At 42.1% G+C, this 5990-nt stretch carries 6 protein-coding genes; 2 read left to right on the top strand and 4 right to left on the bottom strand.

Annotated elements, in window-relative coordinates; translation table 11 throughout:
• Positions 1 to 439: 439 nt before the first annotated feature.
• Positions 440 to 1126: an HAD-IA family hydrolase gene (locus V7K42_RS22315; protein ID WP_334919484.1), complete on the top strand. Its 687-nt coding sequence runs from the start codon at positions 440 to 442 to the stop codon at positions 1124 to 1126.
• A 45-nt stretch (positions 1127 to 1171) separates the two neighbouring features.
• Here the strand turns inward: V7K42_RS22315 and V7K42_RS22310 are convergent, their stop codons facing one another.
• Both V7K42_RS22310 and V7K42_RS22305 read right to left on the bottom strand, forming a co-directional pair.
• Complete coding sequence (locus V7K42_RS22310) at positions 1172 to 1807, bottom strand: PadR family transcriptional regulator (RefSeq protein WP_334919483.1); 636 nt, start codon at positions 1805 to 1807, stop codon at positions 1172 to 1174.
• 131 nt (positions 1808 to 1938) lie between these two features.
• Positions 1939 to 2859 carry an AraC family transcriptional regulator gene (locus V7K42_RS22305; protein WP_334919482.1) on the bottom strand — a complete coding sequence of 307 codons (921 nt, stop codon included), beginning with the start codon at positions 2857 to 2859 and terminating at the stop codon, positions 1939 to 1941.
• A gap of 277 nt (positions 2860 to 3136) precedes the next feature.
• Between V7K42_RS22305 and V7K42_RS22300 the strand changes: the two genes are divergently transcribed.
• Entirely contained in the window at positions 3137 to 3871 is a 735-nt protein-coding gene (locus V7K42_RS22300; RefSeq protein WP_334919481.1) for an SDR family oxidoreductase, read from the top strand.
• A 90-nt stretch (positions 3872 to 3961) separates the two neighbouring features.
• Here V7K42_RS22300 and V7K42_RS22295 read toward each other — a convergent pair whose 3' ends face one another.
• Positions 3962 to 4744, bottom strand: coding sequence for a COP23 domain-containing protein (locus tag V7K42_RS22295; protein ID WP_094340778.1), 783 nt, complete (start codon positions 4742 to 4744; stop codon positions 3962 to 3964).
• Between the two features lie 287 nt (positions 4745 to 5031).
• Entirely contained in the window at positions 5032 to 5784 is a 753-nt protein-coding gene (locus V7K42_RS22290) for a Uma2 family endonuclease (protein WP_334919480.1), read from the bottom strand.
• Positions 5785 to 5990: the final 206 nt, after the last annotated feature.

Raw genomic sequence — 5990 nt, 5'->3', positions numbered from 1 at the left:
GCTCTCCAAAATTTCACTGCTAACTTAAGTCCTAATTGCAAATTTGCAATTTCTTCATTATATCATAAAAAACTTTTGCAAGAGTTCTATTGTTTATATGAAATGATTTTATAAATCTTTTGATGAATTCATTGCTGGAGTTTCAACCAATGGCTAAAAAACAATATTGCTCTGATTTACCCAGTGTCTCTGCCAATTTGCGAGAGTGAGCTAATATTTTCTGGCTATTTCATGAGAAATTATGATTCAAAGCACATTTACTGACTTAGCAAATATATGTTTTCCGTTTTGATGGCGGCTTTCTCAAACTCCACTCCCTCCTAGAATCCAACTATCAATAGGGTTTGAGATACGCTAACTCGGAACGATCGCTAAGGACAAAAAACGATGTAAACTATGTAAATTAAGTTTACAATTATTTACATTTTACCAAAAAATTATGCTGGCTGCAATTCTCTTTGACCTAGACGGCACTATTGTCAACACTGACCCCATACACTACCGAGCTTGGCAGGAAATGCTGTCAAATTACAGCGTTAAAATTGACGAAACATTTTATAAATCCCGAATTAGCGGGCGGCTAAATCCAGAAATTGTTAAGGATATTTTGCCACAATTATCAACCGCAGAAGGGCAGAAATTTGCAGACGAAAAAGAGGCGCTTTTCCGCAAACTCGCCCCGGATCTTAAACCATTGAATGGATTTTCTGAACTACTAGCATGGACAGAGACACATCAGTTAAAGCGGGCATTAGTAACTAATGCCCCTAGATTAAATGCAGAATTTATGCTAGAGGTATTGGGAATAAAAGAAGCTTTCCATACAGTTGTTTTAGCGGATGATTGTGTAGCAGGTAAACCCGACCCTACACCTTACCTAGTCGCCCTGAATAAATTGGCGATTTCAGCAGAGGAAGCGATCGCATTAGAAGACTCTCCCTCTGGTATTTGGGCGGCGGTGAGCGCAGACATCCGCACTATTGGCATCGCTTCTACCCACGATCCGCTAGTTTTGCAGGAAGTCGGCGCATTTATGGCAATTCCAGATTTTACTGATTTGCAGTTGTGGACATTGCTTAACTCGCTTATTGAGCCAGATTTAAGTGCGATCGCTTCTAACCTATAAACGCAAACTCTGAGAATGTAGAGACGCAAAAATTTGCGTCTCTACTTATTTTTCAGCCAGAATCGCGTGAATTTCCCGTTTAACTTGCTCTAAAAGCTCACGCACCCGATTTATTCGCTCCACATTGCCACTACGAGCAACCTGTACCACAACAGCAGCTAATTCTGTTGCAGCATTCCGCAACTCAATAAACTCTTGGGGCTTACCTTTGACGAAACTTTTGACGGTATCCCAAGGAGTATCTGAAGTCTCCTGTTGGGAACGTTCTGCTAATAATTGTCTACCCTCATCGGTAATCGTGTAAATCCGCTTGCCACCTTCTTGTGCGCTCTTGAGATAACCCCCTTCCTCCAGCAATTGGAGTGTGGGATATACAGAGCCAGGACTGAGGCGACGGAAACCACCATAACGAGTCTCCATCTCTTTAATCAGGTCGTAACCATGACTAGGATGCTCGGATAATAACTCTAGCAGGATGAACTTGATGTCACCCCGACGAGTACGATGTTCATCTCCCCAACCACGACCAAACATTTCATTACCAAAGTGTTTGCCATGTTCTCTACGTTCTCTACCATGATGCTTATCATGGCTAAACCAAGACTTGACAAGCAATGAATCCTCTTCGCTAACTCCTGCCCATGCAGGTGTTCCAAACCGTGAACGAAAATGTCTAAACATAAATCAATCTCAAATCAACTTTCTCTACTATACGATATATCGGAACATATCGTGATATATCGGAATAGAATTTTGATTAAGATTTGTAAAGTAAGTAATTGTGCCAACGTAAAGCTGATGTATGTCTACGCTTAGGCTGTGCGTAAACGTTCAATATCCCTCATCGGTGGCGCACCGAACATCCGGGAATATTCGCGGCTGAACTGTGATTGGCTCTCATAACCCACTTTATAGGCAGCATTAGCCGCATCGAATTTTTCGGCGAGCATCAGGCGACGTGCTTCTAATAGTCTTAATTGCTTCTGATATTGAAGCGGACTCATTGATGTCACTGATTTGAAATGGTGATGAAAAGATGAAGGAGACATACTTGCCTGTCCAGCTAGCTCCTCAACCCGCATCGGCTTTGTCAAATCAGCCTTGATGAGTTTTATTACCTCGGCGATGCGCTGCATATTGCTGCCGGATGTCGCAATCTGGCGGACAGCTTCGCCCTGTTCCCCCATTAAAAGGCGATAATAGATTTCGCGGATAATTATCGGCGCTAGGATATGAATATCCTGTGGCGTATCTAAAAGCCGTGTTAGTCTGATGGCGCAATCGAGCAACGGTGCATTGGCGTTGCTGACAAATAAGCCTCTAACAGAGTTTTCTTTCTTATCTCTGCCTGGTTTGATTTGGACAATAAGATCGCAGAGTTGAACTGGGTCTAAATTTAGCTTGAATCCTAAATACGGCTTGTCTGGCGTGGCCTCTACAACAAATGCACTTAGCGGCAAATGAACTGAGACAACAAGATATTGAGCCGCGCCATAACAATAGGTTTCCTCACCCAGCAATGCTTCTTTTTTGCCCTGAACAACTATGGCGAAAATAGGTTCATAAACACCGCATATTGACGTGGAAGCGGAAGATTCCCGCATAAATTCCAGATGATTTATATCTGTTTTATGGACACCGTTCCCCTTGTCGTCGGTGTAACGAGTTAGTAATGCCGCCAGTTCTTTACACTCATTAATGGCCGCACCGTGCTTTAGTATTTCAATCGTCATGCTGGCTTTTTGACTGATTTAATCATTCTGATTCGCTGATTATAGAAAATATTGATCCTTTCATAAAAAGTTTTTTGGAGAATTAGGCAATAATCCGCGATCTTTGTGTATTTAGTAATCGCTTTTTAATCCATATTATGAATACATGCCAAAGAAACAGTCAAAGGATAAGGCAATTATCAAAATTGTCTGGTAACGGGATCGGGCAGAGGACTGGGCAAGAATACTGCTTTGACTCTTGCCAAAAAAGGTTTGGTGAATAGAAAGGAAAATAATCATGTCAAACGTAGAAAACAAAGTTATTGTCATTACTGGAGCTAGTAGCGGAATCGGTGAAGCCACCGCTAAACTGCTGGCCAAAAACGGCGCAAAAGTTGTTTTGGGCGCACGGCGTACAGAAAAGCTAGAAAAGATTGTTGAAGATATCCGCAAGGAAGGCGGCATAGCAGAATTAAAAGCTGTAGATGTCGCCAATCGTGAGGAGATGAAAGCCTTCATTCACTTTGCCAAAGATAAGTTTGGCCGCGTCGATGTTATCTATAACAATGCAGGTATTATGCCTCTATCCCCGATGAATGCGTTGAAAGTCGAGGAGTGGGATAACATGATTAACGTGAATATCCACGGCGTTTTGAATGGCATAGCTGCTGGTCTACCGATTATGGAAGCACAAGGCGGCGGACAATTTATCAATACCGCGTCTATCGGCGCACATGTGGTCGTGCCTACTGGTGCGGTGTACTGTGCGACAAAATATGCTGTTTGGGCAATATCTGAAGGATTGCGTCAGGAATCAAAAAATATCCGCGTCACAACAATATCTCCTGGTGTGGTTGAAACTGAACTCGGCTTTGATATCACGGAGGAGTCTGCAAAAGGTGCTTTGAGAGAATTCCGTAAAACCGCACTGACTCCTGATGCGATCGCTAGAGCCGTATTATATGCTGTATCCCAACCGGATGATGTTGATGTCAATGAAATAATTGTCCGCCCTACAGCAAGTGCATTCTAATCCTGGCGGGACATGGTGACAAAATAAAAGCTCTAAAATAGCCTCTGGTTGATATAACTAAACCAGAGGCTGATTTCAATTTCTTGTTACTTATCGGAAATTACGAGGATTTAAGCGAACAGAGTTAGGTTGAGACTGACGACCAATTGCGACTCCATTGCGGAGTTTATTTGCAGTACCGCCATCTTTGCGATCGAGGAAAGGTTTGAGATTAATGCCACCTCTATATGAACTAACTCGATTATTGCCACTGCCTAGAAGTGTGCGTCCTAAATTATATAATTCGCTTCCCCCACTACTGCGATCGCCATAAGTGTTAACAGCGATAGTTTGCTGTCCATTATCAGCAGTAGTCAAATTTTGAAAAATACTATTGCGGATTACAACGGGGTCTTTACCACGCGGTACTGTCAGCACAATTCTACAGCTTGGGTTCGCTTCAGTTGTGACGCAGACAACATTTTCGTTATTTTCTACAGATGTCTGAAGTTCTTGTAAGCCATCTGGACGATAAAGTTCTAAACGACTAGCAATTGCTGCACAACGCTTTTGTGCGTCCCAACCACCGCCTAAAGTTGCAGGTGCAGCCCAAGGAAAGAATTGTCCTGGTTGACTTTGTGGTTGATACATAACGGTGGACTGACCGTTGTAAGTCTGACAGGTAAACCGAGTTGTACCATCAGCTGAGGATGAAGGGGGTATACCTGTTGATGTGTCTATTGGAACTGATGACCCATCTGATGGTACTGTTGGTACTACTACACCACCACCATCGCCAGTAGAATCATATTGCGCCATTGCTGCCGAATTGCCCAGACACAAAGATAAGCCAATACTGCCTAAAGATATCAAGCGTAACAGTTGTGATGACATGAATCATCCTCCAGTAAAAACAAGTAAGGAATTGATAGTTTAAGTGACGAATAATTCTATTTTTTGATTCATTAAAAACGTTATTTTTTTCTTTTATTTCTTTTTTCTCTGGCAGTAGCTTTTTAGCTGTACTTGAATTTCTGTATAATACCCCACTCCTTCAAAATTCGTTTCATACTGAAACTTACTTATGCAAAAGTGTAGTTTTTACTACTTTTATGAAGAAATAGCAAAATACAGATAAAGCGATCGCACTTAGCACTTAATTTTTGCTTAAACTAAGTAACTCAGCTATCTGGCAAATTATTTGGGTCGATACCTTGAGATTGTAAATAGGCAATTAGCCGTTCTTTTTGCTGACGTTCTTGTTCGGTGCGTTGACGTTCTTGTGCAATTTGTTCTACTGCCCAAGGTAACAAATTACCTGCTTTATCCCACCAGCGCAACCAATAACCAGTTCTGGATTCTTTTGTTCCTTGCCAAGTTCCTAAAAATAAGCCCATTGAATCAATCCAATGACGACCATTTTCGTCAGGCTCTTGTAACTCGTAACGCTTGTTTTGGAGTTCGTAATATTCTAACAAACCGCCATTAGGGTCAAAAATCACGTAAATTGGTACTTGAAGAATCTGCTCGTAAAAAAACCATTTTCCTGGCGGATAGATTCGCTTAAAAGAGTACTCTGTACCGTCAGTATCAGATAGAAATTCCATCACCACTGACGGAATCTCACCTTCTAAATTAGGTGTGTAGCTTTTGCGTTCTGCTAAAACTTCATTTACTGCTGGAACATAAACCCAGTCAGGTGCTTTCGCTACAAACTGATCGTTTATTGTCGCACAAAGTCCAAAATTTGAGGCGATTAACATCTGGGGTTGAATGAAACCACTTATCTCAAGGCTTTCGCGCAAAGCACCAGCCAATAGTGGCTGACCTGTATTTTCCACTGGTTCATCCTCTAACTGAAAATCTGCGGGCAACGCTTCCCAAGATATTATCAGTTCTGTTGAAGATTTAGCTTCACCGAGTTGGGTTGCCATATAACACCCCATTTTATTAATTTGTCTTTATTTTATGTGCGATCGCAGCTATTTTACAATGTTGCCCTTGGAATACGAGCGATGCCTACGGCGGGCAAAGCCAACGCACAGGGGCGTTGTTGCGTGAATGGGAAAATTGACACACCCAACCCATGATTGGAGTAGTAACTAGTCTGCGACTTTGTAACTGTCAGGCTTACCTAGCT

Origin of the sequence: Nostoc sp. (assembly GCF_036917455.1) — a bacterium.
GTDB lineage: Bacteria > Cyanobacteriota > Cyanobacteriia > Cyanobacteriales > Nostocaceae > Nostoc.
This window is presented reverse-complemented; position numbering and strand designations above follow the sequence as displayed.